Genomic DNA, 26,107 nt, shown 5'->3' on the forward strand with positions numbered 1-26,107 from the left:
TATTGAAAGATCTAAAACTAGAAACCACTTATTTATAAAAATCTATTGCTTATAAGCCTTTCGCTTTAGATTTTTGCCATTTACATTTCCAAATTCAAGATTCTGATTGATTATACTAACTTATTCGTGTTTATGGAAATAGTAACGTTTGCTTAATTTTTCGGTATTAAATATGTTACACAAAATTGTGTATCTTCCAATCGCTTAACTTTTAAAGTGCGGTTAGGGAATTCTAATCTGGTGGGAGAAGATGGTAGTGCCATTAAAGAGAATTGATAAGATCAGGTGGGAAATTCCAAAGTTCGATAGAAGGATGCGCGTTCCTGGGAGAGTTTATGCTGATGAAGTTCTCCTTGAGAAAATGAAGAGTGATAGGACGCTTGAACAGGCAGCGAACGTTGCAATGCTTCCGGGCATATACAAGTATTCAATAGTAATGCCTGATGGTCATCAGGGCTATGGTTTCCCTATTGGAGGAGTTGCGGCTTTTGACGTCAGAGAAGGTGTAATAAGCCCCGGAGGCATAGGTTACGATATCAATTGCCTTTCCCCAGGAACCAAGGTTCTCACGGAACATGGCTACTGGGTAAAAATTGAGGCCATGCCTTCAACATTTAAGCTTCAGGGGCTTAAGGTATATAACATAGACGAGGGGCACAATGACAGCTCACCCGTGGTGTTCGTGGCTGAAAGAAAAGTTGAGGAGAATGAAGTTGCAGTTAGGATAGTCACCGAGACCGGAAGAACAATAGAGGGCAGTGAAGACCATCCCGTACTGACTCCCTCCGGCTATATATACATGGGCAACATAAGGGAGGGCGATTACATTATAGTGTACCCATTCGAGGGAGTTGAATTCGAGAAGAAGGAAGGTGTTATACTGTCAGAGGACGACTTCAAAGACGTTGATCCCCAGATACTGAAGTTCCTTAAAGAGAGAGGATTAATCCCCCTCAGATGGAACGATCCAAAGGTTGGAATTCTGGCAAGGATCCTGGGCTTTGCATTTGGTGATGGCCATTTAGGCTACATGGGTGACAGAATATACATCTCGTTCTATGGAACTGAAGAGGCAATGAATGAGCTCAAAAAAGACCTAGAGAAGCTGGGAATAAATGCCACCCTCTACGTGAGGGAGAGAGAGTACGAGATTGGAAAGTACAGGGGGATCTCTAAGTCCGCAGAGCTTAGGGTAACCTCTAGGGCATTTGTTGTGTTGCTAATGAAGCTTGGAATGCCTATAGGGAAGAAGGTTGAGGTTGAATATTCTCTCCCAGGATGGATAAAAGAGGCTCCCCTGTGGATAAAGAGGAATTTCCTCGCAGGCCTCTTCGGTGCTGACGGTAGCGTCGTTGAGTTCAAGAGGTACACTCCAATCTCAATTAACCTGACCCAATCCAAGGTTCCAGATCTCAGGGACAACCTTGAGGCGTTTCTAAGTGAAGTCGCAGACCTTCTCAGAGAATTTGGTGTTAACTCAATGATTTATGAAGTTTCTTCTGACAAAACCGTTACTCTGAGACTTGCCATAGTTGAAGAGGACAGCATAAAGAACTTCCTTGGCAGGATAAACTATGAATATGCTCCAGAGAAGAAAGTAAGAGGTTTGCTTGGATATGCATACTTAGTTAGGAAGCAGCTCGTAAAGGAGGAAAGAAAGGAAGCAGCAAGGATCGCACGTAAAGTCTATGAAAAGACAGGTAGCTTAAAAGCTGCTTATGAGGCCGTTGCTGACAAAGTCAACAAGAGATTCGTTGAGAGGGTAATATACTCAGGAACAGAAGAGGGTAGAGTTCCGCAGAACTTCCCGACGTTTGAAGAATTCGTCCGAGAGTTTGGCTATGAGGGAGGCTTTGTGGCTGAGAGAGTAGTTAAGGTCGAGAAGATAAGGCCCACTTACGACAAATTCTATGACATCGGAGTCTATCACGAGGCCCACAACTTCATAGCAAATGGTGCTGTTGTTCACAACTGCGGTGTCAGACTGATTAGAACGAATTTAACGGAAAAAGAAGTGAGACCAAAGATAAAGCAACTCGTAGATACCTTGTTTAAGAACGTTCCTTCTGGTGTTGGTAGTCAAGGTAGGATAAGACTTCACTGGACGGAAATAGATGATGTTCTAGTGGATGGTGCAAAGTGGGCAGTTGATCATGGTTACGGATGGGGGAGGGATTTAGAGAGGCTTGAAGAAGGAGGAAGAATGGAAGGGGCTGATCCTAACGCGGTGAGTCAGAGGGCAAAGCAGAGAGGTGCTCCCCAATTAGGTTCCCTAGGTTCAGGAAATCATTTCCTCGAGGTTCAAGTGGTAGACAAGATATTTGATCCCGAAATAGCTAAGGTTTATGGCCTCTTTGAGGGCCAAGTCGTGGTTATGGTTCACACGGGTTCAAGAGGTCTTGGGCATCAGGTTGCTAGTGATTACCTCAGGATAATGGAGAGGGCTATTAGAAAGTACAGGATACCATGGCCAGACAGGGAACTCGTCAGCGTTCCATTCCAGAGTGAGGAGGGACAAAGGTACTTCTCCGCAATGAAAGCGGCAGCAAACTTCGCCTGGGCTAACAGGCAGATGATAACCCACTGGGTTAGGGAGAGTTTCCAGGAAGTCTTTAGGCAAGACCCTGAAGGAGACCTTGGAATGGACATAGTTTACGATGTTGCCCACAACATAGGTAAGGTTGAAGAGCATGAGGTTGATGGCAAGAAGGTTAAGGTGATAGTTCACAGGAAGGGCGCAACAAGGGCATTCCCACCAGGACACGAAGCCGTTCCGAGGATTTACAGAGATGTTGGTCAGCCTGTCCTTATCCCAGGATCCATGGGTACCGCGAGCTATGTCTTAGCCGGAACTGAGGGTGCAATGAAGGAAACCTTCGGCTCAACATGCCACGGCGCTGGAAGGGTACTCAGCAGAAAGGCCGCAACAAGGCAGTACAGGGGAGACAGAATAAGGAACGAGTTACTCCAGAGGGGAATTTACGTGAGAGCTGCCTCGATGAGGGTAGTTGCGGAGGAGGCCCCAGGAGCTTACAAGAACGTGGACAACGTTGTTAAAGTAGTTAGCGAGGCAGGAATTGCAAAGCTCGTTGCTAGATTGAGGCCTATAGGAGTTGCCAAGGGCTGATCCCCTTTCACTTTTTATGGTGTTTAAATTGCCCAAGAGGGATTGGGAGAAGAGAGAGAAGAAGAGGATTGCTCTTGAAAGAATTGATACCCTTTTTACGTTAGCTGAAAAAGTCTTCCCATATTCTCCTGAACTTGCGAAGAGGTATGTTGAACTTGCACTTAGCGTCCAGCAGAAAGCGAAAGTCAAAACCCCTCGGAAGTGGAAGAGGAGGTACTGCAAAAAGTGTCACGCTTTTCTTGTTCCTGGGGTTAATGCTCGAGTGAGGCTAAGGACAAAGAGAATGCCTCATGTCGTGATTACATGCCTTGAGTGCGGCCACATAATGCGGTACCCATATCTGCGGGAAGTTAAGAGAAAGAGAAAGGAATAATATGACCAAAAGGTTAAAACCCCTATTCTACTATTATAGTTAATGGAGGTGACTAAAATGAAGATCAGGCTAGCATACCCTGACAAGTTAGTTGTAGTGGAGGGGGATAAGGTCCTAGTCTTTGATGGGAAGCTAGTCGAGGGGGAGTTAAGCGAGGTTATGGCCTATGCAGAGGGTAGCCAGGCAATCCTGCCTGAAGAATTGAAAAAAGTTGCTATGGATATAAAGAGGGCAATTGAGGCAATGAGAATACCAATAGAAGTAAGAAGTAGAGAGATTGGAGTTGAGGCTTACTAAATACCTTTAATTTCCTCCTCTAGGGATTTCTCTAGTTGCTTTTCCCATTCGCTGACGTCAAATTCTTCGAGCTCTGACTCGAGGTCCTCTTTCAAGTGGAGGACACGCCTCTTAAGCTGGCTCTTTGTTTCCTCGTCATAGACTACATAGTAGGGATTCCTCTTGGCTGAAAAGTATAGCATGCCTATGATGATATTCAACAGTACCGATACAAGCAAAACCACTAGAAGGACGTTCATTTCTTCCTCCCCCCGAAGAGAGCCTTGAATATCCTTTTAACTGGGCTTTCTGGTTCTGGAGGCTTCCACCTTATGCCTGCGAGCTTTGCCGCTATCTGCTTGTATGCTATAGCTGCTGGACTTGTGGGATTCTTTATAACGAGGGGAACTCCATATGCTGAGGCCCTCTTGACTTCCGGGTCCTCGGGGACTATGCCCATTACCGGAACCTCAAGGAGAGCCTCAATTTCCTCCTTGCTCAGTTCGGTTTTTTCGCTAGTAACCCTGTTGAGGATTGCACCGAGGGGTAGTGTTCCAAGCTTTTCTGCCACCAGTTTAGTCTTTAGTGAATCCGTTATTGCGGCAATTTCGGGGTTTGTCACAATTATCAGCTCCTTACCTATCAGCAACGCAGTTACTGAGGTCAGCTCAAGACCAGCTGGAGCATCTATGAGAATAAAATCTCCCATCTGTCCTATTTCTCTTATTAGTTCCCTGAGTCTCTCTGGCCTTGCTTTTTTGACTTTCTCAAGGCTTAGTCCTCCGGGAATAACCTTTACGCCAGCGGGCCCTTCGTAAATTGCATCTTTTAGATCTGCTTCTCCAGCAAGAACGTCGTGTAGTGTTACTGGAATGTCCTCCATTCCTAGAATAAGGCTCAGGTTTGCCATTGTTATATCTGCATCTATAAGTATGACCTCTTTTCCAAATTGAGCCAACGCGACACCAATATTAGCAACTGTCGTGGTTTTACCTGTACCACCTTTTCCGGAGGCGAAGACTATTGAGCGACCCTCCACGTTAATCCCCCCTACAACAAGCTAGAGTATCTTACCAGTCTTTTGCACCTTCAAGTTAAATATCTTTCTCTCTTCTTTTAATTTGGGGATAGGAAAAAGTATATGAAGCCTATTAGGGCATAATCTGATTAAGATGAAGGGTAAGAAAAAACCTATTGAGGAACTTCCATGGCAAGAATATGACATTGAGGAGTTCAGAGAGAAGTTTCCAGCACTAGCTAAGGAGCTTGAGGGAAGAGAGGGCATAGAGATCTCTGGAATAAGACTAGATGAGTATCAGGTTCTGGAGGAGGAAGAGGAAGACAAGATAGACTTTTCAGGATATAACCCAACGATAATAGATTTCTTGAGAAGGTGCGAAACTGATGAAGAAGCGTTAGAAATAATAAACTGGATGGAAAAGCAGGGGGAGATAACACCGGAGATGGCCAAACAACTGAGGGTTACATTAGTTCATAAGGGTGTAAGGGCCTTTGGCCCTAAAAAAGAGTGGGGTTGGTACGAGAGGCACGGAAAACACTAGAGGTTCCCAACGACTTGGAGAACCATTCCCTCTATTTTTATTGGTTCAAGTCTCCTGGCGAGAACTATTGCCTTATCTAGCTTTCCTTCACTTTCGGCGTGTATTGTAAACAGGGGATCACCTTCCTTTACCTTTTCCCCAACTTTGACATGTAACATGATCCCCGCACCTTTATCCTCTGGGGCTCCTGCCTCCCTTGCTATAGCTGTTATCGCCTTGTTGTCTATTGCCGTTACGTATCCGCTTGACTGGGCATGAATAGTGTATGTCTTATCTCCTATTGGAATGTCCTCTGGCTTTATATCTGGATTTCCGCCTTGCTCTTCTATTATCTCTCTCATCTTTTGGTATGCCTTTCCGCTCTCTAGGATTTCCCTGGCAACTTTTCTTCCCATACCCTTAGGAGCAACACCTCCCATTTCAAGCAAAATTCCGGCTAGTCCAATGGCTTTCTCAACTAAGCTTCCTGGGCCTTTTCCCGTCATCAGAGTTTCAAGAGCTTCTTTTGCCTCTAATGCAGGCCCAATTGTGTGGCCTATTGGTTGTCCACCATAGGTAATCGCGACTTCCACGTACTGTCCAAGTCTTTTGCCTAACTCAATGAAATCTTTCGCGAGGGATCTTGCCTCCTCCATAGTTTCCACTTTTACTCCTTTTCCAGTTGGGATGTCGATAAGTATATACTGGCTTCCTATCGCATACTTTTTGGACATTATGCTCGCTAGCATTAATCCCCTGGGGTCTAAGCTGAGTCTTCTTTCAACGTGGATAGTTAAATCATCAGCTGGTGCTAGATTGAGAGCTCCACCCCACACCAGGCATGCTCCTATCTTCTCAACGATTCTCTTTATCTCGTCCAAACTCAGCGTCACATTCGTCAGGACTTCAACAACGTCCGCAGTTCCAGCGGCACTTGTGATTGCCCTAGAACTTGTTTTTGGTATCGTTAGCCCAGCTGCAGCAACTATTGGAACAACAATAACGTTTGTTTTATTCCCAGGCACGCCGCCTATGCTGTGAACATCCATAATCGGCTTCCTGTCGATGTCGAGCATATCCCCAGTTTCTGCCATCGCTATTGTCAGTGCCGCGATTTCATCCATATCTAACCCATTTATTTCCAATGCCGTTACAAAGGCACTAATTTCGGTGTTCCTAAGTTTTCTATCAACGATATCTTTAACTATTGTCTCTATTTCAACTTTCCTTAGTTTTTCTCCCCTCATTTTCTTCTTTATGTACCTGACACTCTCTGGAGTGCCTGCTGGCGATAGAGCTACAACTTCCCCTTCGGAGAACTGATGACTCTCTAGGATATCTTCAGAAAGTCCAACTTCGCCCACTCCAACGAAGTCGCTTATTGCGGCGCTTCCGTATACGGATCTTTTTCCACTTTCAATTCTGATTAAGTCATTTGGATGTATCTTCCACTCTTGGGCGTCTTTTGGATTTATGAATATGGTAAATCCTCCGGTCTTTACTTTAAGGATTCTAACTTTGGCCCTCATTGCCTTCACCTGTACTTTAAATTTGTTGAGGAATAGAGATAAAGTTTTAGGATTTAATAAGCGCTTTTAAGAACCTAATAATGTCTATGAATTTGAAGTGTCCAGTCTCAACGTCATACCTAGTTGATATCGGAACCTCTATAATTCTCGCTCCTAACCTCTTAGCTTTTATCAGGACTTCAGTTTCAACTTCGTATCTATTACTCGTAATTTCGGGAATGAACCCTCTCTTTATAGCCCTAAATCCGCTTTGAGAATCTTCTATCATTTCTCCAACTTTTAGGGATATGAGAGTTGAAGTTATCCAGTTGCTTAATTTCCTTATAAGTGGCCTTTTTCCCTTTTTTATTATTCTCTTTCCAATGACAAAATCTGCTTTTCCCTGAATAATTGGCTCCAAAAGTTTTGGTATCTCTCTTGGATCGTGCTGGCCGTCCGCGTCCATAAGAACTATTATGTCGCCATTTGCTTTTTTCACTCCTTCCCTTAAGGCTGCACCTTTTCCAGAGTTTCTTTCTAGCCGGACAACCGTTGCTCCAAACGACTTTGCTACTTCCGAGGTATTGTCTGTTGACCCATCGTCTACCACAATCACTTCATCTACGAAATCTGGGATTTTTGAGAGGACTTCTCCTATTCTCTTTCCTTCATTGTATGCTGGGATGACTATGGTAATCTTGAAACCCCTGAACATGAAAAAACATTTAATGATGTGAGTTAAATACGTTGTGGGTGGTGAGCATGATTATAAGGCTCATGGGCCTATTTTCTCACTTAGCTGGGGCCAAGGAAGTTGAAATAAAAATTAATGGTAGGAAAAGAGTGGGAGACGTTCTTAGGGAGGTTATACCTAGGTTTGATGAAATAAAAGAGAAGATAATAATTATTAATGGTAAAGTGGCAAGTGAGGATGCTGAAGTTACGGATAGTGATGTAGTTAAGGTTATGCCAGTGCTCAGTGGGGGGTAAAAGATGGATCTCGAAAGAGCCCTGAATGCTTTCCATTCAATGAGAGTAAAGCAGATAACGCCTCCTCTAGCTCAGATGCCCGTTGTTGAGGAGAATTCAGCGATAATTGATGTTATGAAGATACTAAGGACAAGGCACCATGTATGGGTTGTAAATAATAAGGAAGATATGAAGCTTGTTGGTGTGATAAGATATCTCGACGTGATAGATATTCTGCTCCCCCCTAGGAGGGCAAGGCTGGGCACGATAAGTTCGCTGTTTAAGTCAATAATGGGAGGTGCTGAGAAGGCTAGGGATGTCATGGAGAGGAACGTTTTAACTATTGAAGAAGATGCCACCGTGCTTGAAGCTCTTGAAAAAATGAAGAAGTATAGAGTTGGTATACTGGCTTTAGTTGATTGTGAAGGCAGATTGAAGGGAGAAATAAGCCTTAGGCTGTTAATAACTGAGTTTCTTAGGTTAATAAGGATGGGGGGTGAAGAATGGAGGCAGCAACATGGATCCTCTTTACAATCGGATTAGCTGTAATATTGGCGAAGATTGGGGATTCAATAATCGAGAGATTTGAACTTCCTGGGGTGTTGGGTGAGCTTTTAATGGGCATGTTTCTAGGAAATCTAGTTTACTTTGGCATCGTAAGTAAAGACTATCTTCCAATAACCATGGGATCTAGCGAGGTGATAGACTTCTTAGCGAAGCTTGGAATAATATTCCTCCTATTCTTAGGTGCCCTTGATACTGATATAGAACAGCTGAAGAGAACGGGAATTACTGCTACAGTCTCTACCCTCCTTGGAGTCTTTGTTCCCCTTGTGATGGGGTATTATGCCCTTAGGTTTATGGGATATGAACACAGGGAAGCCTTTGCCGGTGGTGTCTTGCTAACGGCAACTAGCATAGGTCTAACCGTTAGGGTGATGATGGATCTTGGCGTTTTGAGGAGTGAAGTTGGTGCAGCATCTTTAAGTGCAAGTGTTATGGATGACTTCCTGGGGATTGCCCTCGTAATATTCGCCGTTGGGAGTGGTTCCCTCTTGGGACTTGGCATCAAGATCCTCATATTCTTCATAATTACTGGAGTCCTTGGATGGTACTTCATAGACTACTACGTTAAATTTGCCGAGAAGTTGCATGTTGAGAAGGGTATTCTAGGCTTGATGATTGGCATGATGTTTCTCTTTGCGGCTTTAGCTGAGGGATGGTTTGCCGCTGCAATAGAAGGTGCCTTCATGATGGGTCTAATCCTATCGAAGCTTCCCGAAGGTAAAAGGATAATGGAAGAGGTAAAGAGCATTGGTTATGGTCTTTTAATTCCGATATTCTTCATTCATACGGGGGCAATGCTTAATCTTAGGGTTTTTGAAAATGCTGATGCTTTAAAATTAGCCTTCGTCTTGAGTGTTATTGCAATAGTAGGAAAGATTGCAGGGAGAGGATTTGGAGCATGGATTACTGCTTGGGGTAGGGGAAAGGAGTTTCTGTTCACCCATGAGAACTTTAAGATGTCACTTCAAATGGGTATAGGGTCTGTCCCCAGGACAGAAGTTGCCTTAGTAGACTTGATGGTTGCCATCCATGGGGGAGCAATTTCTCCTGACGATGTTCCGAAGTTTATAGCTGCCACCATAATATTCATAACTGTCTCGGTTCTCGTTACTCCGCCCCTCTTGAAATGGGCGTTTAGGGAGGAAGTTGAAAGGCAGAAAAGAGTAAAGCTTGAAACTAGAAAAGAAAGGATTGAGAAGAAAAAGCGGGCCCGATGATTGGAAAAGGAGTGATCTGATTCGTGATGACCGACTTCCCGCTGAGGGCTTCTTTTTTATTCTTGCAAAATTTTATGACTAACAAATTTACGAACATTAAAGTTCTTATATGTTCATTGGTGTATGTAAAATTCGAGATTTTATAACTTCTTTTGCCAAAATGTTTGCTGAACTTTGGATTCTACACCGAAATGAATTTTATATCCGAGAACTCCATGAACAAAAGGATTTCCACCGTTATTTACCGAAAGTTTTATATAGTTCATTGCCCAAATGTGTATCGCCAATCGACTAAATTGGGGTGATGAACATGGTTGAGCAGGATCCATTTGAGATTGCTGTTAAGCAGTTAGAGAGGGCTGCTCAGTATATGAAGATAAGTGAGGAAGCCCTCGAATTCTTAAAGAGGCCTCAGAGGATTGTAGAGGTCACAATTCCCGTTGAGATGGATGATGGCACCGTCAAAGTCTTCACAGGATTTAGAGTCCAGTACAACTGGGCTAGGGGTCCAACCAAGGGTGGAATTAGGTGGCACCCAGAGGAGACCCTCAGCACAGTTAAGGCTCTCGCTGCTTGGATGACTTGGAAGACCGCTGTTATGGATCTCCCATACGGTGGAGGTAAGGGTGGAATTATCGTTGATCCCAAGAAGCTCTCAGACAGGGAGAAGGAGAGGCTCGCTAGGGGGTACATAAGGGCAATTTACGATGTTATAAGCCCATATGAGGACATTCCAGCTCCTGATGTTTACACCAACCCACAGATCATGGCATGGATGATGGATGAGTACGAGACCATAAGCAGGAGGAAGACTCCCGCATTCGGTATCATCACTGGAAAGCCACTCAGCATTGGAGGTTCACTTGGAAGGAACGAGGCTACCGCAAGAGGTGCATCCTATACCATAAGGGAGGCCGCAAAGGTTCTCGGATGGGATGACCTTAAGGGCAAGACCATCGCAATCCAGGGTTACGGTAACGCCGGTTACTACTTAGCCAAGATAATGAGCGAGGACTACGGAATGAAGGTCGTTGCAGTTAGTGACAGTAAGGGTGGAATCTACAACCCAGATGGCCTCAACGCTGACGAAGTACTCAAGTGGAAGCAGGAACACGGTAGCGTTAAGGACTTCCCAGGAGCAACCAACATAACCAACGAGGAGCTCCTCGAGCTTGAGGTTGACGTCCTAGCCCCGGCTGCAATTGAGGAGGTTATTACCAAGAAGAACGCCGACAACATAAAGGCCAAGATCGTCGCTGAGGTTGCAAACGGTCCAGTTACACCAGAGGCCGACGAGATACTCTTCGAGAAGGGAGTCCTACAGATACCTGACTTCCTCTGTAACGCAGGTGGAGTTACGGTCAGCTACTTCGAGTGGGTTCAGAACATAACTGGCTACTACTGGACGCTCGAAGAGGTCAGGGAGAAGCTCGACAAGAAGATGACCAAGGCATTCTATGACGTCTACAACGTGGCGAAGGAGAAGAACATCCACATGAGAGACGCAGCCTACGTCGTTGCAGTTCAGAGAGTCTACCAGGCAATGCTTGACCGCGGTTGGGTTAAGCACTGATTTCTCTTCTTTCGATTTTCTAATAAATTCTTGTATTTCTGATAATTTTCCCTACCTAATTCTGCAATTATCGCAAACTTTAAAAACCAATACTTTATATACTTTGGTTCTGAATTTATACTAAGGTGGTTCGAAAAATGATAGATGAGAGGGATAAGATAATACTGGATATACTGGTAAAGGATGCGAGAACACCGTTCACGGAGATAGCTAAAAGACTGGGCATCAGCGAGACCGCTGTGAGGAAGAGGGTTAAAGCACTAGAGGAGAAGGGGATCATAGAGGGATATACAATAAGACTCAACCCAAAGAAACTCGGGTACTCCCTAGTGACGATCACTGGGGTTGATACTAGACCTGAAAAGCTCTTTGAAGTTGCAGAAAAGCTAAAGGAGTTTGACTTTGTAAGGGAACTCTACTTGTCCAGTGGAGACCACATGATAATGGCCATTATATGGGCAAGAGATGGGGAAGATCTTGCGGACATAATTTCAAACAAGATAGGAAAGATTGAGGGGGTAACAAAAGTTTGTCCAGCGATAATTCTTGAAAGGCTGAAGTAGGCTCGGTTGCGAGGGTAGTCATCATCTCTCAGCTAGCGAAATTTTCCTCATTGCCTTTACATTTTCAATAGTTAAACCTTAAAAGCGCATGGGTTAGCTTATTCTGAGGTGGGTTTTAATGGTGGTGTATGAGCTTAACGGTAAAAGGCCTAAAATTCATCCAACGGCATTCGTGGACGAGAATGCTGTTGTAATTGGGGATGTAGTTCTTGAAGAGAAGACAAGCGTCTGGCCCTCAGCCGTTTTGAGGGGAGATATAGAGCAGATATACGTAGGGAAGTACTCAAACATCCAAGATAACGTTAGCATTCATACCTCTCATGGTTTACCGACTGAAATAGGGGAATACGTTACAATAGGTCACAATGCTGTTGTTCACGGTGCTAAAGTTGGCAATTACGTTATAATAGGAATGGGTGCGGTAATTCTCGATGGAGCGAAGATTGGGGATCACGTGATAATAGGCGCAGGTGCTCTCGTACCTCCAAACAAGGAGATCCCTGATTATAGCCTCGTAATAGGTATTCCAGGAAAAGTCGTGAGGCAGTTAACTGAGGAAGAGATTGAGTGGACGAAGAAGAATGCCGAGATCTATATGGAGCTTGCCGAGAAACACATGAAGGGGAGAAAGAGAATATGATCTACAGACTTATATCCCATGTTCCTCACATAATTTTTAAGCCGGCATACGACTTATACGAGAGGTACCTGCTAGAGAAAGTTAAAAGTGGAAATTTGCCAAGACATGTAGCTATAATAATGGATGGAAACAGAAGATGGGCTAGAAAGCTTGAAAAGCCTCCATGGTATGGCCACTTATTTGGTTCTAGAAAGCTTGAGGAAATACTTGAATGGTGCCGCGAGCTGGGCATAAGGATACTCACCGTTTACGCATTTTCAACTGAGAACTTTAAGAGATCAAGAGAGGAGGTAAACAGATTAATGCAACTTTTTGAGGAAAAGTTCAGAGAGCTTGTTAAAGACAGGAGGGTTCATGAATATGGGATAAGGGTTAATGTCATCGGACGAAAAGAACTTCTCCCAAAAAACGTTAGAGAGGCTGCTGAAGAAGCGGAGAGGGTAACTCGAAAGTACAACAACTACGTCCTTAACATAGCCTTGGCTTATGGTGGAAGGAGCGAGATAGTTGATGCCGTTAAGGAAATAGTTAAGGATGTTATGAGCGGGAAGCTTGACGTTAATGATATAGATGAAGACCTCCTAAAAAAGTACTTGTACGTGCCAAATATGCCTGATCCGGACATTGTAATTAGAACAGGAGGGGAGGTAAGGATAAGCAATTTTCTGCTCTATCAGATAGCATACAGTGAACTATTCTTCGTTGATGTGTACTTTCCCGAGTTTAGGAAGATAGATTTCTTGAGGATAATAAGGGAGTATCAGAAAAGGGAAAGGAGATTCGGCCGCTAATCTTCGCATCCACCACAGAATTCTGGGAATAGTTCTTCTAAGAACTGCCTGACCCTCTCCTTTGAGAGTTTAAACTGTCTTATCTTTATTATCCCCTTCTCCTGGGCTTCTTTGAGCAACATTTCGGTAACCTTATTTGGATACATCTCTTCGTATACTATTTCCTTTATCCCCGCGTTTATCAGGAGCTTGAAGCAGGTGTCACAGGGAAAGTGTGTGACATAGAGGGTCGCCCCTTCTAAACTTATTCCCTTTCTGGCGGCCATGGCTATTACATTCTGCTCTGCATGGACTGCTCTATGACAGTGCCCGTCGACTAGAATGCACCCAACGTCAATACAGTGATCCATATTCCTGGGGGCCCCATTGTAACCTGTTGCGAGGATATAGCCGTCTTTAACTGCTACTGCCCCGACTCTCAACCGCGGACACGTTGCCCTTAAAGAAACTAGCTTTGCTATAAGCATAAAGTATTCATCCTTAGTCGGCCGGATCTTCTTTATCCTCTCGGCCTTTTCCTTATCTAAGAATATCTCAATGCTCATGATTTTTGGTCATGAGAATAAGTTTATAAAAATTAGTTGAGCTCGTATATCCTGTACATATCAACTATCGCCATTATCCTTGCAATTCTCTCGTCATAAGAGGGATGAGTGCTGACAAGGGTTGTTATATAGAACCTCTCTTCTTTCTTCCTCTCGAGTTGAGGTTGTATAGTTGGTAAGGGAATATCATTTGATCTCAATATTGTCTCGTAGTACTTTAACTCCTCAAGAGCATTCTTTAATGCATACGGGACTTCTGCTATCCTAAGGGCCACATTATCTGCCCTAAATTCCCGCTTTCTTAAGAATCTATGGAGATAGAAGTAATATGCTATTAAGTTAAACAAGGAGAGAATCCTTGCCATAGGAGATTCCCCTAATGCGATTATGGCTATTGTTATCTTCCCACGTAAGCTTTGAAAATCTATTTTTAGGAAGTTTCAATTTCAACGAGACTCTATACAGAAAGACTAATCCTACTAGAACGAAGAGAGAAATAACCAAACCCACTCTTCCTAGTGTTATGATTGCTAGCATCAATTGGAAAAGGAATATCCAATAGAGCATCCCTGATCACTTTTTTAATTTTTGACAAGTAAGCGTATGTTGCCTCTCTAAAGTTTGCCATCAGTGATTCTATTATCTTCTCCACCACTTTCCTCTCAAACTCTTCTCTCGTCGTTGTTATTGTATATACATATCTAATTCCTCCTCTCCCTCTTTCCATTCTCCTTTTTAGCAATCCTTTCTCACAGAGTCTGTTCATCAATATGCTGACTGTGGATCTCCTAAGCTCGGGATATTTCTTCTTCATGTGCTCATAAACTTCCCCTGCGGTGGCCTCCTGAATATCCCACATATATTCCATGATCTCGGCTTCCAACGCTGGAAGAACAGCCTTTATACCCTTTTGATTAAGCTTGAATTCACTAGGTTCCATGAGGTATCCCCCCAGTATATTGGGTATTATTGCTCTTTGGAAATTAAGGTTTTCGCTTTACCATGTCTTCAATTTCCTTCAACTTAATTCCAACTTCCCTTGTTAGCTCTGTTATCTCCCTCTCTATCCTATCTATGTCAAGGTATAGTTTAAAGAGAAGCAAGTAGGCAAGGCCTATCATGGAAGCAAAGAGTGCATCTAAACCTCTTCTTAACCCAAGTATCTTCTGGATTTCCGTTGATATCCTAACGGGAGCTAGCGAGATTATCAGAAGTACAATAAAGAAAAGTTCCCATGTTATCAGGTCCGAGAGCTCTAGCTTCTGATCCCTGAACTTCAAGAATACATATATCATTAGCCCTCCAATAATTACCAAGGCTATGTACTGGATTGTGTACATGAGCATCACCTCCTAAATACATCCAATAGCAGATTAATGGCAATTCTAATGCCTTCAATGACGTTCGTTCCTTTTTTCATGGAGTACTCTGTGTAGACTGCTTTTATAGGGACTTCCTTTATTCTGCACTTATTTCTTGCTGCCTTCATTATTATCTCGCTCGAAACAGCGTACCTATCACACGTTATCTTGATTTTCCTTGCACACTCGGCAGAGATTGCTCTTAATCCGCTTTGAGTGTCAGAGATATATTTCATTGAGAATATGGCAGTAATTAAATCTAATCCAATATTACCTATCCTCTTTATTATGGGCATCTGAGATACGTCTCCCTTTAACCTACTTCCAATTGCCATATCGGCTTTTCCTTCAACAACAGGCTTCATAACTCTCAGGGCGTCCTCAACAAGGTGCTGGCCATCTGCATCAAACGTCACAATTATTCTTGCACCTTTCTTTAATGCATATGCTATCCCAGTCCCAAGGGCTCCTCCCAATCCCCTGTTTATTAAGTGAGTAACGACGTTGACACCTTTAGATTTCGCTATTTCCTCTGTTCTATCCGAGCTTCCGTCGTTCACAACTATTATTCTCTCAGGAGGAAAGACTGCAAGAAGGGAATCCAGAACTTGTCCTATGGTTTTTTCCTCATTATATGCGGGAACCACTACATAGGTTCCCCTTAGCCTGAGTAGTATGTCTCGAAGGGAAGATATGGATGTGCCCTCATATTTCACTCCCCTAACTTCAACGAAATACTTGCCAACGAATGGTAAGTCATCTTTATCTTCAACTTTTATGCCGAGGGATTCAAGAAACCCGGAAAGCTCTCTCTCGGCTCTTACATTCTCCAGCCTCACGTTCCCTTCACCATGCCAAACCTTTATAAATTGGCCCAATTTTTAAACCTTTGTACGTGAGAGGTGAGGAAAATGACCCAGCGTGACGCTCAACTTTATGAATTAAAGAAGAAGATTGACGAGCTCAAGAAGATCAGGGGGAGAGGAACGGAGTTAATCTCACTCTATATTCCTGCCGGTTACGACATAAGCAAGGTTATGCAGCAACTTAGGGAGGAGTATAGTACAGCACAGAACATAAAATCAAAGACCACGCGAAAGAACGTGCTTGGAGCCCTTGAAAGGGCAATGCAGCACCTTAAGCTTTACAAACAAACGCCGGAGAATGGATTAGCTTTATTCGTGGGTAACGTTAGTGAGATGGAGGGAGTCACGGACATAAGACTTTGGGCAATAATTCCGCCAGAGCCCCTGAACGTTAGGTTGTATCGATGTGATCAAACATTTGTTACTGAGCCCCTTGAAGAGATGCTTAGGGTCAAGGATGCTTACGGCTTAATTACTGTTGAGAAGAATGAGGCAACTATAGGGCTTCTCAGGGGCAAGAGAATTGAGGTTCTTGATGAGTTAACCTCTAATGTCCCAGGAAAGACAAGAGCTGGAGGTCAGTCGGCTCGAAGATACGAGAGGATTAGGGAACAAGAAACCCATGAGTTCATGAAGAGAATTGGGGAGCATGCAAACAGGGCCTTTCTTCCACTCCTTGAGAAAGGCGAGCTCAAGGGCATAATAATTGGAGGTCCTGGGCCAACGAAAGAGGAATTCGTTGAAGGGGACTACCTGCACCACGAGCTTAAGAAGAAGATAATTGGAGTTGTAGATATTAGTTACCATGGCGAGTATGGGCTCAGGGAGCTAGTGGCCAAGGCCGCCGACATACTCAGGGATCATGAAGTTATAAGGGAGAGAAACCTCGTCAATGAATTCCTCAAGCACGTCGTTAAGGACACGGGCCTTGCGACCTACGGTGAGAGGGAAGTCAGGAAAGCATTAGAGATAGGGGCCGTAGATACCCTACTGATAAGCGAAGGCTACAACAAGGTCAGGGTTAGAGCCAAGTGCAACAACTGCGGCTGGGAAGAGCTTAAGACCATGAGTGAGGAGGACTTTGAGGTTTACAAAAGAAAGCTGAACAGGTGCCCCAAGTGCGGAAGCCAGAACCTAAGCTTCGAGAAGTGGGATGTGGCTGAGGAATTAATAAAAATGGCAGAGGAATCGGGAGCAAATGTTGAAATTATCTCCCTTGACACTGAGGAAGGTCAGCAGTTCTACAGGGCGTTCGGTGGACTTGGGGCTATATTGAGATTCAAGATTTAGCGCTCAGGATTGGGAATTCTTCTGGCTCATAATCCTCCAATTTTCCATCTAAGAAGTCTTCGTAACCCTTTAGGTCTAAAAGACCATGTCCGCTGAGGTTGAACAATATGACGATTTCTTTGCCTTCTTTTTTCGCTTCTAATGCCTTATCTATTGCAGCTTTTACGGCATGTGCGCTTTCTGGGGCCGGAACTATCCCCTCGGCCTTTGCAAAGAGCACGGCTGCTTCAAAGACCTCAGTCTGGTGGTAGGCTATTGGCTTGACTATTCCGTGGTTAAGTAGAATGCTCAGGGTTGGTGCCAGTCCGTGATACCTCAATCCTCCAGCATGAATTGGGGGAACATAATAGGTGTGCCCTAAGGTGTGCATTTTCATCTTTGGCGTCAGCCTTCCGGAGTCTCCATAATCGTAGGTGTAAACTCCTCTCGTCATGCTGGGGGCTGCTCTTGGTTCCACCGCTATGAATTCGTAATCTGCCTTTCCATCGAGTACATCCTTCACGAAGGGATACGCTAGGCCAGCAAAGTTGCTTCCTCCTCCTACACATCCGATTATAACGTCGGGCTCCTCGAACTCCTTCATCTGCTCTTTAGCCTCGAGCCCAATAACCGTTTGGTGCAGTAGGACGTGATTTAAGACACTACCAAGGGAGTACCTAGCCTTTTCGTCCTTGAGAACGTCCTCAATTGCCTCACTTATTGCAATCCCCAAGCTACCCGGATGATCAGGATTCTCTTTCAAGAACTTCCTCCCAATCTCCGTATTTTCGCTTGGACTTGGGAATATTTCCGCACCGTAAACCCTCATGAGTGTCTTCCTGTATGGTTTCTGGTAATAGCTGGCCCTAGCCATATAGACCCTAACTTTCAGACCCATTAGAGCCCCGGCAAGGCTTAGTGCAGTTCCCCACTGGCCTGCACCGGTCTCTGTAACCAGCCTTTCTATCCCCTGCTTCTTCGCGTAGTAGGCTTGGGCTAAGGCGGTGTTTATCTTGTGGCTTCCGGTAACGGTTGCGCCTTCGTACTTGAAGTATATCCTCGCTGGAGTGCCCAATATTTTCTCAAGGTTTGTTGCCCTGAAAAGGGGCGTTGGCCTGCCTATCTTTGAGTACATCTCCCTAACTTTCTTTGGTATCTCAATGTATCTTTCTTGGCTCATCTCTTGTTTTACGAGCTCCTCTGCAAAGATTCTCTTTAACTTTTCTGGGTTTATTGGTTCGTTGGTTTCTGGATCTAGAGGAGGTGCTAGGGGTTCTGGTAGATCTGGCAGTATATTATACCATTTCCTGGGTATTTTACCATCTGGGAGAACTACTTTCATGAAATCACCTCCGGGAGAATAGCCTCTACTCTAATGGGAGCTCCAAAAACAAGCCCCCCTATTCAAGCCAAAAACGATCACTCCTGCATGTCATGGAGCATCGAAGAAAAGGAAAAGTAAACATTAAAAAATGTTTGGACAGGTAAAGCTACCTAGAGGTTATGTAGGAAACACCAGCTGCGGCAAATATTAAGACCTCTAAGATCTTGTACGCATTTTCCATAGTTTCTGCTGTGAACTCTACCTCTTTCCCGCTCTTTCTGTGGACAAATGGTAGCAACTCTGCAACCTCAGCATAGGCACTGTTCAAGAACCTGACCTCAACCTTTACAGGCCTTTCAAGGGTAAATGGTTTTAGCTCTTTCTTCTCAAGCTTTTCAACTACTATTCTTGTTTTCTCCCTGAGCTCATCCTCAATTTTTTTCAATGATGGGCTTATCGCTGAATACCTTCCTGAGGCCCTCTTTAAGGTCACAAATTCTGCCCATGGTAAAAGTTCGAGATCTTTCTTCAGGGCCTCATCACCGGCAACGAGGCCTACTGGAACTTCCCACTCTCCAAGTAGCATTGCATTCATTAGACACTCGCTTATTTCTATTCCGTTTATGGTTATCCTGTCTATCGTCGCTCCGCTGTACGTGTGATCGAACGTTGCATAGCTTGTTCCGGCCTTAGCATGGTACCCCAGGAATATTGCTAAGTCACTCCCCCTGGCAAATGCAACCATGCTGAGCGGTCTTGGAAATCCCCTAACTAGCGAAACGAAGTCTGGCATCTCCTCGGGAATCACGTTGACCATTGGGCCGTGTGAGTCTGCAACAACTACTTCCTCGAACCCTTGAGCATGGAGCTCTTCTGCCACCGTCCTTACTATCCTAGTTGCCACCTTCCTTGCCTCATTGTACAGGGCTCCCTTTACAAAAAGGTGCTCCCTGCTGACTATATATGGCAACCCCTCAAGGTCAACTGATATGAAGGCCCTCATATGAACCACCAATAGTATTTAGATCGATGAGATATAAATATTACCAATATTATCAGTATCTTAACGTAAGAAACCCTTGGTTGAGAACTTCCCAATTTATAAGGTGTGCTACTGAAGTCTAGTTTGGTGATAACATGCACGAGTGGGCCTTGGCGGATGCCATAGTTAGAACAGTCCTTGATTATGCTCAAAAGGAGGGAGCCTCGAAAGTCCTTGCAGTTAAAGTTATCCTTGGAGAATTGCAGGATGTGAACGCTGATATCGTTGGATTTGCAATGAGAGAGCTTTTCAAAGGCACGATAGCAGAGAACGCAGAGATAATATTCGAAGAGGAAGAGGCAGTATTCAAGTGTCGTGCATGTGGACATGAGTGGAGGCTTAAGGATGTAAGGGACAAGCTAGACGACAGGATAAGAGAGGACATTCACTTCATTCCAGAGGTTGTTCATGCTTTTGTTTCATGTCCCAAGTGTGGAAGTCACGATTTTGAGGTGGTAAAGGGGAGGGGTGTTTATATAGGGGGAATAAAAATCGAAAAGGAGAGTGAGTGAAATGATAGACCCAAGGGAAATTGCGATTTCGGCAAGACTTGAAAAAGTTAAAAGGGTAATTCCGGTTGTCAGCGGAAAGGGGGGAGTTGGTAAATCCCTAGTATCTACTGTTTTAGCTCTGTCTTTAGCTGAAGCTGGCAATAAAGTTGGTCTTTTGGATCTAGACTTCCATGGAGCAAGTGACCATCTTATCTTGGGTTTTGAGCCCAAAGACTTTCCTGAGGAAGATAAAGGGGTTGTCCCTCCTGTGGTTCATGGAATAAAGTTCATGAGCATAATCTACTACACCGAGAATAGGCCGACTCCCCTTAGGGGCAAGGAGATAAGCGATGCCCTCATAGAACTCCTGACGATAACAAGGTGGGACGAGCTTGACTACCTGATAATAGACATGCCTCCTGGGCTTGGTGATCAGTTCTTGGACGTGCTAAGGTTCCTCAAGCGTGGGGAATTTCTAATAGTTGCAACACCCTCAAAATTAGCCTTAAATGTCGTTGAAAAGCTAATTCAATTGTTAAAAGAGGAGAACAGGGAGATACTTGGCATAATCGAGAACATGAAGCTTGATGAGGAGAAGGATGTTAGGGAGCTCGCGGAGAAGTATGGAGTTAGGTACCTCGCCGGCATTAAGTTCTATCCAGACCTTGAGCTGAAGATAGGGAACGTTGATGAGCTCATGAAAACGGAGTTTGCAGAAGAGATAAAGAGGGTTGCTACCTCAATCTGAGGGCATCCTCTATTATTTTTGCATGGTCGAAGGCAAGTTTTTCCTTTACCTCTTCTATTTCTTTGATTGGGATGACAGTTACATCCCCTGCGTCATCTCCAGCCTTAAGTTCCCCGCTTCCAACGGCAAGAAATGCTATTGTAATCGTGTGACCTCTTGGATCTCTGTTTGGATCGGAGTAAACTCCAACTATCCTTAAGAGCTTAACATCGAGTCCTGTTTCTTCCTTTGCTTCTCTTATTGCTGCTTCCTCTACTCTTTCGCCGTATTCGACAAAGCCCCCAGGGAGAGCTAGATAACCCTTATAGGGTTCATTCTTTCTCCTTATCAGGACGATCCCGTTGTTGTATATTATAACAAGGTCAACCGTCACTCCAATACATCTGTGCATCTCAGCCATTAACCCGTGCTCATCGGCAATTCTCTTGACTTTCTCTCGAAATTCCGTGATATCGTAGCCTTTAGGGGCCTTTATCAAAAGGACGTAGCGATCCATCTTCACCACCCGCTCAGGGAAGTCCCTCCCAATCATCGCGATTCAGCCAATCGAGGCTTCATCATCGCGGTTCAAGTATTCCTTCAACCCTAGGTTCAAGAACTTTGCCGTCTCCTCAAGTGCAAACTCTAGTCCTCTTCTGATGCCAAACTTCCCAACTCCATAAGTCAACAAGGCTAAAAATGCATCCCCGGCCCCCGTTGGGTCTCTAACGCTAATCTTTTTTGGCCTAAACTTAATTGTTTCCTCAGCTATTAAAACTCCTTCTCTGCTCCCATTTGTTATCGCAAGTATCTCTGGCTTTCCTGGGTTTATTATCTTCTGATACTCTTCGAGGGAAGTATGAACTACTTTACAGTTGGAGAGGAACCAACCGTCAATTTCTTTCAGGCCGACGTACTCTTTTAGCTCTCTTACAAATCCTTGGACGTCAAGGGAAGGCTTCCTAAATAGCGAAACCTGGTTGGGAGTAATCTCGTTGGCCACTGGGTTTATTATGACTTCTCCTCGGGTCTCTAGGAGTTCATGATCTTTAAATGGATCTCCCTTGGATAGAACCTTGATGGCCCTCTCTTCCCCTCTGTAAATGAGTTCGTAAACTACGCTTGATTTCCCCTCTATGGGGACCAGCTCAACGTATTCCTCAACTTCCTTCAGCCATTCCCTTGGGTAATCCTGCCCCACCTTCGTAATAACCCTCACATCGGCAAACTTTGACAAAACTAGGGAGGAATAATAAGCTCCTCCGCCCGGTCTTTTCTTTCCTCCTATGATATCGATGGTGAAGTTTCCAATGACGGTGAACATCATGAACTTCCGTACGCGCCATGTTTTTAAATCCTCTCCGGAACCTTGCATCATGCCGTACCTAGTAATTGAACACCTAGAGGAGATAAGCGAGTGGTTGCTGTTGGAGTACAAGCATGTTGCCCACTGGTGGGGGGATAAGTTGATCTTCACAAACGTAAGGCCAGAAGAGCGGAAGATTCTCTCGGAAATCGGTAGCGTGATAACTGAAAGTATAACAAGGTTGCCCTTCGATAAGTCGAAGATCATAATCTTGGATCTTCAAGCTGAAGAAGAATTAAAGCCAGAGGATATAGAGGATGACACTATAATAGTCGTGGGGGGAATCTTGGGCGATGCAATTCCAAGGGGCAGGACGAAGGAGTTTATAACATCTAAGATGCCGGGGGTTAGGGTCAGGCACATAGGGAAGCCCCAGTTCTCGATTGATGGCGCTTCAATAGTTGCAAAGCTTATCGCCGACGGAAGAAGGCTGGAAGAAATTGAATATGAGGAGAATCCGACGATAAAGCTTGATGACTTCAGTGAGATAACCCTCCACTATGCACTTCCAAAGCTTGACGGAAAGCTACTTTTAACTCCGGGCCTAATTGAGTTTCAGAAAAGGGAACTTGGATACGAGGAGGATGTTAGTGACGAGGAATTAGTAGAGTATTTTGAGGGGAAGAAAGAGCTCTAGATGTTCCTCTTGCATACCAGAGCTCCCTGTGGCACTCCAAGACCTCTAGCCACCGCGGGACATTTTGCCTTCAAGAGGAAGAACACCCTCTCATCCTTTATTTCGCTCAGGGTTTCAAAGTTCCCTTGGCCCTTCGCTATTATGACGTCCGCTTTCTCAAATATTTCCCTAAATTCTTCACTGATTTCATCAAGGGGAACTCCCACAACTCTAGTTCCTGTTGAGATTATCTTGCCAAACCTCTCGAAGCCATCCCTCTTCAGGTCTTCCACGGTGACATCGTTTATTATCGGGCCCTCTTTTCCTGCTATGTATATTTCAGCTTTTGATATCTCTCTGATTTTCTCCAGAAGGATGGAGTCAAAATAGTGCTCTCCAACGTTGTCCGTGAGGTACAGAATTACCTCTGCTTCTTTTATTCTTTCAGTCAGCTCATTACTCTCATCCACGTACAAGTCTTCCTTGAGCATTTCCTCAACCTGCCTCTCAAGGTCTTCGGGAGAGAATCCCACGGAGAAGTCGATTATATTTCCAATTATGGAGAGCTTTATGGCTGTTTTTACATCTATTTCGAGTCTGTTCCTTAATAGCGAGACAACTTTCTTCGCTACTTCCCTCGACTTTTCCTTGTATTCCCTGAAAGGATCGTCATTTTTAAGGAATTTATAAAGCTCAAGGAAAACTTTGCTACCGGCTATTGCTGGTATAGCATCTTCATGATACTCCCTTGCTATTGCTTTTGCTGCTAAGAACATTGCATTTCTCCTCTTTTCTAGATCCTCTGTTGCCATCTCAACGATCTTCTTGCACTGATTGGCCATGCACGTGAAACATTCATAGTGAACCTTCATTTCACCACCCTCGAATGGGTTGTGGGATAGGTTAATAACCGTTCGCATTCTTCGTTATGGGGGGAATAAAATGCTGGTAGGGAAAGTTCCTCCTGAAATATTGAAAGATGTTATATTCAGAGGCTTAAAGCATGGTGACAGGGTTATAGTTGGTCCTGGGGTTGGAATAGATGCTACCGCCATAGATTTTGGTGACTATGTTCTCGTTGCATCCACAGATCCAATAACTGGGGCTGAAGAGCGGATTGGATTCTATGCGGTTCACGTTAATGCGAACGATGTTGCAACCTTTGGGGCAGTGCCTAAGTGGTTTTTGATTACTGTTCTCCTGCCTGAAGGGGCTGATGCAGAGTTAGTTAAGGAGATCATGGAGGAGATGAAGAAAGTAGCCCAGGAAATGGGTATAGCTATTGTTGGTGGGCATACGGAAGTTACCCCTGGGTTAAAGAAGCCTATAGTCGTTGGAACTATGCTTGGAGAAGTTGAAAAAGAGATGCTGGTTGTTCCAAAGCCTAGGCCTGGTGATGCTATAATCCTAACAAAGGGAGCTGGGATCGAAGGAACGTCAATAATTGCACACGAGAGGGAGGATGAGCTCAGGTCAGTCTTTGGCAAGGATTTCGTCGAAAGGGCGAAGGCCTACATATATGAAATCAGCGTGGTTAGGGAGGCCTTGATGGCTAGAGAATTTGCCACAGCAATGCACGATCCTACCGAGGGAGGAGTTGCGAACGGCCTGCATGAGATGGCGGATGTTGGCGACTTGGGCTTCAGGATTTTTGCCAATAAAGTCATAGTTAGGGAGGAAACTAGGAAGATATGCGCATTTTATGATCTCGATCCCTTAGCATTAATAAGTTCTGGCTCTCTCTTGATTTCAGTACCTAGAGATCACGCCAAGGTTCTAGTGGAGAGGTTGCTGGCTAAGGGAATAAATGCCAGCATAATTGGTGAGTTCTTGGCTGAAAAGAAGAGGGTTATTATAGAGGACGGAGTTGAGAGACCTCTCAGGCGTCCTGAGACTGATGAGCTTTGGAAGGTTGTTTAGTCTCGTACTCCTTCCAAACCTCTATCAACGCAAAGAGGAGTCCTATTGCTATAGGCCCCAGGATTATTCCAACTGCCCCAAAAGCCATTATTCCTCCAAATATTCCTACTAAAGCTACCACAGAGCTTACCTTTGCCCTGTGTTTGGTTAGCTTTGGCTTTATGGTGTAGTCTGGCAGGGGGGATATCATGATGAACCCGTAAATTGCAAATAGAACAGCTACTCCTGGAGATCTATTCCAGAGCAACATCGCCCCTATCAGCCACATTATCCATCCGCCCATGAAAGGTAGCAATTCAAGAATTATGCAGAGAATACCTGCCGCTATGGAGCCAGCCGCATTGCTGAGTTTGAAGACGTAAAATCCTATTGAAAGGAAGAAGCCTTTGGTTACGCTGAAGAACAGCCATGTTTTGAGTATTGCATCGACGGTGTCTTTTACCTTCGTTAACATTCTCTCACTTATCTCCCTGTTTGTGGATGGGAGTAGCTCGTAAACCTCTCTAGCCAAGAAGTCAGCATTTGCAAGGGTTGCGTAGAATACAGCCAGGAACACTATTAGTTGGAGGGCCAGTTTTGGCAGGGAAAGGGTGTACTGAAGGAGCATCCCTCTTAACTTTTCGGGGAAGCTCGTTGCCATGGCATCAAACAAGGATGAGAGGGCCCCAGGAACTTTGAGCGTTCCAAGCCAAGAGAAGAAAGCGTCGAGGTATGTGTATAGATTTTTCAGGGTGTCGGTTATCCATAGTGCAACCCCTATTAGGAACAAAATTGAGAGAAGTGAAACTATGGCAGAAACGATAATCAGACTCCATTTCTTTCCAACTTTATTGCCAAGCTTTACGTAGAAGGGGTAAGCTATGTAGGTTGCGGCTATCCCAAAGACTATGGGGGTTATCAACTCCTTTAAGGTCTTCCAGACAAGGAAAAGTATTATGGCAACTAAAGCAGCCCAAACTATCTTTTCTCTCTCCAACCCTACCACTTCCAGATATATCTCAGTATCTGCTTCGCTAGGGAGGGCTTGTTGAATACGAACAGCCTCCCTCTCGGGTCGAGGATGAAGTTTTTGCCCACAACTAGATAGCCCTCTTTGGTCTTGTACACCTCTGCATCCTTTATATCAACATCAACGTTCAGCTTTTCAATCATGTTCTCTATCTTCTGTCTCACTTGATCAGTCATGAATTTTATTTGCTTTAAGTTAACTTTCTCCCCCTCTATTTCTGAGGGATCCATGTAGATTTCCCAGAACTCCTTTGCACATTCAAAGGGATACACGTATTCTGATCCGTATTCCGGGTAGTACATCTCATAAATTAGGGCCAGCAGTACCTTCCTTCCGTCTCCCCCAAACACCTTTACCTCTACGTTAAACTTATCGTCCTTGAATCCGTTCTCAAAAACCTCGAGCTTCTCCTCACACTGCATGCTC

Annotated in this window: 31 protein-coding genes and 1 pseudogene; 16 read left to right on the top strand and 16 right to left on the bottom strand. The window is 44.5% G+C overall.

What is annotated here, in order from left to right; genetic code table 11:
- The first annotated feature begins 250 nt into the window (after positions 1–250).
- Genes A3L04_RS04560 through A3L04_RS04570 form a run of 3 tightly spaced genes read left to right on the top strand, consistent with a single transcriptional unit; the run spans position 251 to position 3,797 of the window.
- Positions 251–3,127, top strand: coding sequence for an intein-containing RctB family protein (locus tag A3L04_RS04560; RefSeq protein WP_068578793.1), 2,877 nt, complete (start codon positions 251–253; stop codon positions 3,125–3,127).
- Positions 3,128–3,155: 28 nt separating this feature from the next.
- The gene (locus tag A3L04_RS04565; protein ID WP_068578791.1) at positions 3,156–3,500 is read left to right on the top strand and encodes a ribonuclease P protein component 4; all 345 of its coding nucleotides are present in this window, start codon (positions 3,156–3,158) and stop codon (positions 3,498–3,500) included.
- Between the two features lie 57 nt (positions 3,501–3,557).
- Positions 3,558–3,797, top strand: a complete 240-nt coding sequence (locus A3L04_RS04570; RefSeq protein WP_068578789.1) for a hypothetical protein — start codon at positions 3,558–3,560, stop codon at positions 3,795–3,797.
- Here A3L04_RS04570 and A3L04_RS04575 read toward each other — a convergent pair.
- Together A3L04_RS04575 and minD are read right to left on the bottom strand one after the other, a co-directional pair.
- Positions 3,794–4,036 (bottom strand): hypothetical protein, encoded by a 243-nt coding sequence (locus A3L04_RS04575; protein WP_068578787.1) that lies wholly within the window; start codon positions 4,034–4,036, stop codon positions 3,794–3,796. The genes A3L04_RS04570 and A3L04_RS04575 overlap by 4 nt on opposite strands.
- Positions 4,033–4,815, bottom strand: coding sequence for a cell division ATPase MinD (gene minD, locus A3L04_RS04580; protein WP_068578785.1), 783 nt, complete (start codon positions 4,813–4,815; stop codon positions 4,033–4,035). The genes A3L04_RS04575 and minD overlap by 4 nt, the downstream gene beginning before the upstream one ends.
- A 133-nt stretch (positions 4,816–4,948) precedes the next feature.
- Between minD and A3L04_RS04585 the strand changes: the two genes are divergently transcribed.
- Positions 4,949–5,338: a DUF2095 family protein gene (locus A3L04_RS04585; protein WP_068578783.1), complete on the top strand. Its 390-nt coding sequence runs from the start codon at positions 4,949–4,951 to the stop codon at positions 5,336–5,338.
- Here the strand turns inward: A3L04_RS04585 and A3L04_RS04590 are convergent.
- Together A3L04_RS04590 and A3L04_RS04595 are read right to left on the bottom strand one after the other, a co-directional pair.
- Positions 5,335–6,846 (bottom strand): AMP phosphorylase, encoded by a 1,512-nt coding sequence (locus A3L04_RS04590; protein ID WP_068578781.1) that lies wholly within the window; start codon positions 6,844–6,846, stop codon positions 5,335–5,337. The genes A3L04_RS04585 and A3L04_RS04590 overlap by 4 nt on opposite strands.
- Before the next feature lie 46 nt (positions 6,847–6,892).
- Positions 6,893–7,540: a glycosyltransferase family 2 protein gene (locus tag A3L04_RS04595; RefSeq protein WP_068578779.1), complete on the bottom strand. Its 648-nt coding sequence runs from the start codon at positions 7,538–7,540 to the stop codon at positions 6,893–6,895.
- A gap of 47 nt (positions 7,541–7,587) precedes the next feature.
- Between A3L04_RS04595 and A3L04_RS04600 the strand changes: the two genes are divergently transcribed.
- From A3L04_RS04600 to uppS, 7 genes are all read left to right on the top strand, one after another.
- Positions 7,588–7,815, top strand: a complete 228-nt coding sequence (locus tag A3L04_RS04600; protein ID WP_068578777.1) for a MoaD/ThiS family protein — start codon at positions 7,588–7,590, stop codon at positions 7,813–7,815.
- 3 nt (positions 7,816–7,818) lie between these two features.
- Positions 7,819–8,337, top strand: coding sequence for a CBS domain-containing protein (locus A3L04_RS04605; protein ID WP_068578775.1), 519 nt, complete (start codon positions 7,819–7,821; stop codon positions 8,335–8,337).
- A complete protein-coding gene (locus A3L04_RS04610; RefSeq protein WP_068578772.1) occupies positions 8,298–9,578 on the top strand; it encodes a cation:proton antiporter in 1,281 nt (426 codons plus the stop codon). The genes A3L04_RS04605 and A3L04_RS04610 overlap by 40 nt, the downstream gene beginning before the upstream one ends.
- A 310-nt stretch (positions 9,579–9,888) precedes the next feature.
- A complete protein-coding gene (gene gdhA, locus A3L04_RS04615) occupies positions 9,889–11,151 on the top strand; it encodes a glutamate dehydrogenase (RefSeq protein ID WP_068578770.1) in 1,263 nt (420 codons plus the stop codon).
- A gap of 137 nt (positions 11,152–11,288) precedes the next feature.
- Positions 11,289–11,714 (top strand): HTH-type transcriptional regulator LrpA, encoded by a 426-nt coding sequence (lrpA, locus tag A3L04_RS04620; RefSeq protein ID WP_068578768.1) that lies wholly within the window; start codon positions 11,289–11,291, stop codon positions 11,712–11,714.
- Between the two features lie 118 nt (positions 11,715–11,832).
- Positions 11,833–12,354, top strand: a complete 522-nt coding sequence (locus tag A3L04_RS04625) for a gamma carbonic anhydrase family protein (protein WP_068578766.1) — start codon at positions 11,833–11,835, stop codon at positions 12,352–12,354.
- Positions 12,351–13,145 (top strand): polyprenyl diphosphate synthase, encoded by a 795-nt coding sequence (gene uppS, locus A3L04_RS04630; protein WP_068578765.1) that lies wholly within the window; start codon positions 12,351–12,353, stop codon positions 13,143–13,145. Before A3L04_RS04625 ends, uppS begins: the two co-directional genes overlap by 4 nt.
- Here uppS and A3L04_RS04635 read toward each other — a convergent pair.
- The 5 genes and pseudogenes from A3L04_RS04635 to A3L04_RS04655 form a co-directional block, all read right to left on the bottom strand.
- Positions 13,142–13,690, bottom strand: a complete 549-nt coding sequence (locus A3L04_RS04635; protein ID WP_068578763.1) for a deoxycytidylate deaminase — start codon at positions 13,688–13,690, stop codon at positions 13,142–13,144. The two genes, uppS and A3L04_RS04635, sit on opposite strands and share 4 nt — an antisense overlap.
- A gap of 32 nt (positions 13,691–13,722) precedes the next feature.
- On the bottom strand, positions 13,723–14,055 hold the full coding sequence (locus tag A3L04_RS11245) for a M48 family metalloprotease (protein ID WP_239233794.1): 333 nt from the start codon (positions 14,053–14,055) through the stop codon (positions 13,723–13,725).
- Between the two features lie 212 nt (positions 14,056–14,267).
- Positions 14,268–14,630: pseudogene (locus A3L04_RS04645) on the bottom strand (BlaI/MecI/CopY family transcriptional regulator); the annotation flags it as partial.
- A 43-nt stretch (positions 14,631–14,673) separates the two neighbouring features.
- Complete coding sequence (locus tag A3L04_RS04650) at positions 14,674–15,030, bottom strand: DUF2304 domain-containing protein (protein WP_068578757.1); 357 nt, start codon at positions 15,028–15,030, stop codon at positions 14,674–14,676.
- Between the two features lie 5 nt (positions 15,031–15,035).
- Positions 15,036–15,890, bottom strand: a complete 855-nt coding sequence (locus A3L04_RS04655) for a glycosyltransferase family 2 protein (protein WP_068578755.1) — start codon at positions 15,888–15,890, stop codon at positions 15,036–15,038.
- A gap of 72 nt (positions 15,891–15,962) precedes the next feature.
- Between A3L04_RS04655 and prf1 the strand changes: the two genes are divergently transcribed.
- Complete coding sequence (prf1, locus tag A3L04_RS04660) at positions 15,963–17,207, top strand: peptide chain release factor aRF-1 (RefSeq protein ID WP_157092442.1); 1,245 nt, start codon at positions 15,963–15,965, stop codon at positions 17,205–17,207.
- On the opposite strand, the gene A3L04_RS04665 is transcribed toward prf1, so the two are convergent.
- On the bottom strand, positions 17,197–18,528 hold the full coding sequence (locus A3L04_RS04665; protein ID WP_068578752.1) for a TrpB-like pyridoxal phosphate-dependent enzyme: 1,332 nt from the start codon (positions 18,526–18,528) through the stop codon (positions 17,197–17,199). The two genes, prf1 and A3L04_RS04665, sit on opposite strands and share 11 nt — an antisense overlap.
- Before the next feature lie 148 nt (positions 18,529–18,676).
- Positions 18,677–19,513: a M55 family metallopeptidase gene (locus A3L04_RS04670; RefSeq protein WP_088859110.1), complete on the bottom strand. Its 837-nt coding sequence runs from the start codon at positions 19,511–19,513 to the stop codon at positions 18,677–18,679.
- 134 nt (positions 19,514–19,647) lie between these two features.
- On the opposite strand from A3L04_RS04670, the gene hypA reads away from it, so the two are divergent.
- Together hypA and A3L04_RS04680 are read left to right on the top strand one after the other, a co-directional pair.
- Complete coding sequence (gene hypA, locus A3L04_RS04675) at positions 19,648–20,064, top strand: hydrogenase nickel incorporation protein HypA (RefSeq protein ID WP_068578749.1); 417 nt, start codon at positions 19,648–19,650, stop codon at positions 20,062–20,064.
- A gap of 1 nt (position 20,065) precedes the next feature.
- Positions 20,066–20,791: an Mrp/NBP35 family ATP-binding protein gene (locus tag A3L04_RS04680; protein WP_068578747.1), complete on the top strand. Its 726-nt coding sequence runs from the start codon at positions 20,066–20,068 to the stop codon at positions 20,789–20,791.
- On the opposite strand, the gene A3L04_RS04685 is transcribed toward A3L04_RS04680, so the two are convergent.
- The gene (locus tag A3L04_RS04685) at positions 20,778–21,287 is read right to left on the bottom strand and encodes an NUDIX domain-containing protein (protein WP_068578745.1); all 510 of its coding nucleotides are present in this window, start codon (positions 21,285–21,287) and stop codon (positions 20,778–20,780) included. The genes A3L04_RS04680 and A3L04_RS04685 overlap by 14 nt on opposite strands.
- Before the next feature lie 42 nt (positions 21,288–21,329).
- A complete protein-coding gene (locus tag A3L04_RS04690) occupies positions 21,330–22,097 on the bottom strand; it encodes a PfkB family carbohydrate kinase (protein ID WP_068578743.1) in 768 nt (255 codons plus the stop codon).
- A 49-nt stretch (positions 22,098–22,146) separates the two neighbouring features.
- Here A3L04_RS04690 and A3L04_RS04695 point away from each other — a divergent pair, with 49 nt between their 5' ends.
- Positions 22,147–22,773 (top strand): hypothetical protein, encoded by a 627-nt coding sequence (locus A3L04_RS04695; protein WP_068578741.1) that lies wholly within the window; start codon positions 22,147–22,149, stop codon positions 22,771–22,773.
- Here the strand turns inward: A3L04_RS04695 and A3L04_RS04700 are convergent.
- A complete protein-coding gene (locus A3L04_RS04700) occupies positions 22,770–23,624 on the bottom strand; it encodes a damage-control phosphatase (RefSeq protein ID WP_068578739.1) in 855 nt (284 codons plus the stop codon). The two genes, A3L04_RS04695 and A3L04_RS04700, sit on opposite strands and share 4 nt — an antisense overlap.
- A 70-nt stretch (positions 23,625–23,694) precedes the next feature.
- Here A3L04_RS04700 and A3L04_RS04705 point away from each other — a divergent pair, with 70 nt between their 5' ends.
- Positions 23,695–24,672 (top strand): AIR synthase family protein, encoded by a 978-nt coding sequence (locus A3L04_RS04705; protein ID WP_068578737.1) that lies wholly within the window; start codon positions 23,695–23,697, stop codon positions 24,670–24,672.
- On the opposite strand, the gene A3L04_RS04710 is transcribed toward A3L04_RS04705, so the two are convergent.
- Together A3L04_RS04710 and A3L04_RS04715 are read right to left on the bottom strand one after the other, a co-directional pair.
- Positions 24,632–25,657: an AI-2E family transporter gene (locus tag A3L04_RS04710; RefSeq protein ID WP_172799792.1), complete on the bottom strand. Its 1,026-nt coding sequence runs from the start codon at positions 25,655–25,657 to the stop codon at positions 24,632–24,634. The two genes, A3L04_RS04705 and A3L04_RS04710, sit on opposite strands and share 41 nt — an antisense overlap.
- The gene (locus tag A3L04_RS04715) at positions 25,651–26,103 is read right to left on the bottom strand and encodes a PH1570 family protein (RefSeq protein ID WP_068578734.1); all 453 of its coding nucleotides are present in this window, start codon (positions 26,101–26,103) and stop codon (positions 25,651–25,653) included. Before A3L04_RS04715 ends, A3L04_RS04710 begins: the two co-directional genes overlap by 7 nt.
- Positions 26,104–26,107 lie beyond the last annotated feature (4 nt).

This window comes from Thermococcus chitonophagus (genome assembly GCF_002214605.1).
GTDB classification, from domain to species: domain Archaea; phylum Methanobacteriota_B; class Thermococci; order Thermococcales; family Thermococcaceae; genus Pyrococcus; species Pyrococcus chitonophagus.

Excerpts from the sequence above, each read along its gene's own strand:
- A3L04_RS04560 (WP_068578793.1), top strand. The coding sequence starts at position 251 with ATGGTAGTGCCATTAAAGAGAATTGATAAGATCAGGTGGGAAATTCCA.
- A3L04_RS04570 (WP_068578789.1), top strand. The coding sequence starts at position 3,558 with ATGAAGATCAGGCTAGCATACCCTGACAAGTTAGTTGTAGTGGAGGGG.
- A3L04_RS04575 (WP_068578787.1), bottom strand. The coding sequence starts at position 4,036 with ATGAACGTCCTTCTAGTGGTTTTGCTTGTATCGGTACTGTTGAATATC.
- A3L04_RS04585 (WP_068578783.1), top strand. The coding sequence starts at position 4,949 with ATGAAGGGTAAGAAAAAACCTATTGAGGAACTTCCATGGCAAGAATAT.
- A3L04_RS04590 (WP_068578781.1), bottom strand. The coding sequence starts at position 6,846 with ATGAGGGCCAAAGTTAGAATCCTTAAAGTAAAGACCGGAGGATTTACC.
- A3L04_RS04595 (WP_068578779.1), bottom strand. The coding sequence starts at position 7,540 with ATGTTCAGGGGTTTCAAGATTACCATAGTCATCCCAGCATACAATGAA.
- A3L04_RS04600 (WP_068578777.1), top strand. The coding sequence starts at position 7,588 with ATGATTATAAGGCTCATGGGCCTATTTTCTCACTTAGCTGGGGCCAAG.
- A3L04_RS04605 (WP_068578775.1), top strand. The coding sequence starts at position 7,819 with ATGGATCTCGAAAGAGCCCTGAATGCTTTCCATTCAATGAGAGTAAAG.
- A3L04_RS04610 (WP_068578772.1), top strand. The coding sequence starts at position 8,298 with ATGGAGGCAGCAACATGGATCCTCTTTACAATCGGATTAGCTGTAATA.
- gdhA (WP_068578770.1), top strand. The coding sequence starts at position 9,889 with ATGGTTGAGCAGGATCCATTTGAGATTGCTGTTAAGCAGTTAGAGAGG.
- lrpA (WP_068578768.1), top strand. The coding sequence starts at position 11,289 with ATGATAGATGAGAGGGATAAGATAATACTGGATATACTGGTAAAGGAT.
- A3L04_RS04625 (WP_068578766.1), top strand. The coding sequence starts at position 11,833 with ATGGTGGTGTATGAGCTTAACGGTAAAAGGCCTAAAATTCATCCAACG.
- uppS (WP_068578765.1), top strand. The coding sequence starts at position 12,351 with ATGATCTACAGACTTATATCCCATGTTCCTCACATAATTTTTAAGCCG.
- A3L04_RS04635 (WP_068578763.1), bottom strand. The coding sequence starts at position 13,690 with ATGAGCATTGAGATATTCTTAGATAAGGAAAAGGCCGAGAGGATAAAG.
- A3L04_RS11245 (WP_239233794.1), bottom strand. The coding sequence starts at position 14,055 with ATGGCAAGGATTCTCTCCTTGTTTAACTTAATAGCATATTACTTCTAT.
- A3L04_RS04650 (WP_068578757.1), bottom strand. The coding sequence starts at position 15,030 with ATGTACACAATCCAGTACATAGCCTTGGTAATTATTGGAGGGCTAATG.
- prf1 (WP_157092442.1), top strand. The coding sequence starts at position 15,963 with ATGACCCAGCGTGACGCTCAACTTTATGAATTAAAGAAGAAGATTGAC.
- A3L04_RS04665 (WP_068578752.1), bottom strand. The coding sequence starts at position 18,528 with ATGAAAGTAGTTCTCCCAGATGGTAAAATACCCAGGAAATGGTATAAT.
- A3L04_RS04670 (WP_088859110.1), bottom strand. The coding sequence starts at position 19,513 with ATGAGGGCCTTCATATCAGTTGACCTTGAGGGGTTGCCATATATAGTC.
- hypA (WP_068578749.1), top strand. The coding sequence starts at position 19,648 with ATGCACGAGTGGGCCTTGGCGGATGCCATAGTTAGAACAGTCCTTGAT.
- A3L04_RS04680 (WP_068578747.1), top strand. The coding sequence starts at position 20,066 with ATGATAGACCCAAGGGAAATTGCGATTTCGGCAAGACTTGAAAAAGTT.
- A3L04_RS04685 (WP_068578745.1), bottom strand. The coding sequence starts at position 21,287 with ATGGATCGCTACGTCCTTTTGATAAAGGCCCCTAAAGGCTACGATATC.
- A3L04_RS04690 (WP_068578743.1), bottom strand. The coding sequence starts at position 22,097 with ATGATGTTCACCGTCATTGGAAACTTCACCATCGATATCATAGGAGGA.
- A3L04_RS04695 (WP_068578741.1), top strand. The coding sequence starts at position 22,147 with ATGCCGTACCTAGTAATTGAACACCTAGAGGAGATAAGCGAGTGGTTG.
- A3L04_RS04700 (WP_068578739.1), bottom strand. The coding sequence starts at position 23,624 with ATGAAGGTTCACTATGAATGTTTCACGTGCATGGCCAATCAGTGCAAG.
- A3L04_RS04705 (WP_068578737.1), top strand. The coding sequence starts at position 23,695 with ATGCTGGTAGGGAAAGTTCCTCCTGAAATATTGAAAGATGTTATATTC.
- A3L04_RS04715 (WP_068578734.1), bottom strand. The coding sequence starts at position 26,103 with ATGCAGTGTGAGGAGAAGCTCGAGGTTTTTGAGAACGGATTCAAGGAC.